This window comes from Methylobacterium sp. E-041, from assembly GCF_022829665.1.
GTDB lineage: Bacteria > Pseudomonadota > Alphaproteobacteria > Rhizobiales > Beijerinckiaceae > Methylobacterium.
The window spans coordinates 1-2,075 of sequence record NZ_JAKSYQ010000201.1; the positions used below are offsets into that span (position 1 = coordinate 1).

A 2,075-nucleotide genomic window follows, 5' to 3' on the forward strand; every position below is an offset into this window, starting at 1 on the left:
TCCTGCGCGTCGACCGCCTCCGGGGTGCCGACCGGCTGCAGGAAGGTCCGGCGGAACGACGCGTCGCCGAGGCTTTGCAGGAGGGCGCCGCTGCGCTCGGCCGGCGTGTCGGGCAGCCGGTCGCTCGCCATCTCGCCGACGTTCAGCGAGGCCACGAGGTCGGCCAGCGCCAGCCCCGCCTGCCGGGATGCGGCCAGCGTCGCCAGGATGGGCAGCATCGCGTCGCGCGTCGGCAGGGCGGGCAGGACCTTGTCGCCGACGGCGACGTCGGAGCCGAGCAGGAAGCCGCCGTTCGCCTCGAAGCCGGCGACCGCCTTCGCCCCCGCCCGCCGCGCCTGCTCCATGCCGGCGATGACGAAGGGCGAGCCGACGCGGGTGCGCAGCACCTGCCCGAACCCGCCGGCCTGCTCGATCGCCGAGCCGGCGGTGACGGGCACCACCACCGCGTCGACGCCGAGATGGCGCGCGGTGATCAGGCCGAGCACGTCGCCGCGCACGATCCCGCCGGCGGCGTCCGCGACCAGCGGCCGGTCGGCGTCGCCGTCGGTGGTGACCAGGGCGTCGAAGTCGCCCGAGGCCATGACCTCGGCGATGAAGGCGACGTCCTCCGGGCGGTGGGCCTCGGTGTCGATCGGGACGAAGGTCTCCGAGCGGCCGATCGGCGTGACCTCGGCGCCGAACGCCGCCAGCAGGTCGGTGAGCAGGTCGCGGGCGACCGAGCTCTGCTGGTAGGCGGCGACGCGGATCCCGCTCAGGGTGTCGGGCGGGAAGACGTCGCCGTAGCGGCGCCGGTAGCGGTCGATCACGTCCGGGTCCGGCGTCGCGGCGACGGGGGCCGCCATGGTCCCGGCCGCGGCGACGTCGCCAAGGGCGGCGAGGATCGCGACCTCGTCGGCCTTGGTGATCTCGCCGTCGGGCCGGTAGAACTTCAGGCCGTTGCGGTCCTGCGGGATGTGGCTGCCGGTGACCATCACGGCGCAGGCCCCGCGCCGCATCGCCTCGAGCGCCAGGGCCGGCGTCGGAAGCGCGCCGCAATCGATCGCCGCGAAGCCCGCCGCGGCGGCGGCGGTGGCGACGGTGGCGGCGATGCCGGCGCTGCTGTCGCGCAGGTCGCGCCCGATCACCACGGTGCGGCCCGGGCAGCACGCCGCGCCGACGGAGCGGAAGAATGCCCCGGCATAGGCGTAGCTCGGCCACCCGACGAGGTCCGTCACCAGGCCGCGCAGGCCGCTCGTCCCGAACTTCAGGCTGCTCACGACGGCCTCTCCACGCCTCTCACCGATCGTCGACGACATTCTCTTACCGCGCGGATCGGCCCAGCGTCGCCCTGGCATGCTCGAGCACGTCGGCGAGCGCCGCGTCCCAGTCGGCCTTGGGCGTCCAGCCGGTGGCCTCCGTCAGGCGCGTCGCATCGCCGGCCGCCACCGGGATCTCCGACGGGCGCATCCGGTCCGGTGCGACCCGGACCTCGAACGGCACCCGCGCGTGCCGGCGCAGGTCGTCCACCACGCTGGCGATGCTGCGCGGCCGCCCTGAGGCGACGTTGAACACCGACCCGTCCGCGATGTCCAGGCCGCGCCCGATCAGATCGACATAGGCCCGCACCACGTCGCCGACCGGCAGGAAGTCGCGCTCGGCCGCGAGATTGCCCACCGCCAGCACCGGCGCCACCAGCCCGGCCTCGATCCGCGCGATCTGGCCGGCGAAGGACGGCACCACGAAGCGCTCGTCCTGGCCGGCCCCGATCTGGTTGAACGGCCGCAGGATCACCAGCCGCACCTCCGCCTTGGCCAGCAGGTCGCGCAGGATCGTCTCGCCGAACCACTTCGAGCGGGCATACGGCCCCTGCGGATCGGGCACCGCCGCCTCGGTCAGCGGACGGCCGGTCAGGAACGCCCGGCCGTAGACCTCGCCCGAGCTGACGAACAGGAAGCCCGCGCCGGGGGCGGATCGCGGTTCAAGGCCGGCAAGGACATGCGGGACCGGTTGAACCCGGCAGTGTCTACGTGATGCATAGGTCGGTGATTCGCAAATTGAGGCTGAACCAACCTGGGGTGGCGCGATTGATGGGGGCA

2 protein-coding genes are annotated in these 2,075 nt (G+C 74.0%); both read right to left on the minus strand.

Going from position 1 to position 2,075, the window contains the following annotated elements; translation table 11 throughout:
* Positions 1–1,256 (minus strand): phosphomannomutase (locus tag MKK70_RS19315; RefSeq protein WP_243949399.1); only part of this gene is annotated, 1,256 nt, incomplete at its 3' end.
* A gap of 43 nt (positions 1,257–1,299) precedes the next feature.
* Complete coding sequence (locus MKK70_RS19320) at positions 1,300–2,064, minus strand: GDP-mannose 4,6-dehydratase (RefSeq protein WP_313899100.1); 765 nt, start codon at positions 2,062–2,064, stop codon at positions 1,300–1,302.
* Positions 2,065–2,075: the final 11 nt, after the last annotated feature.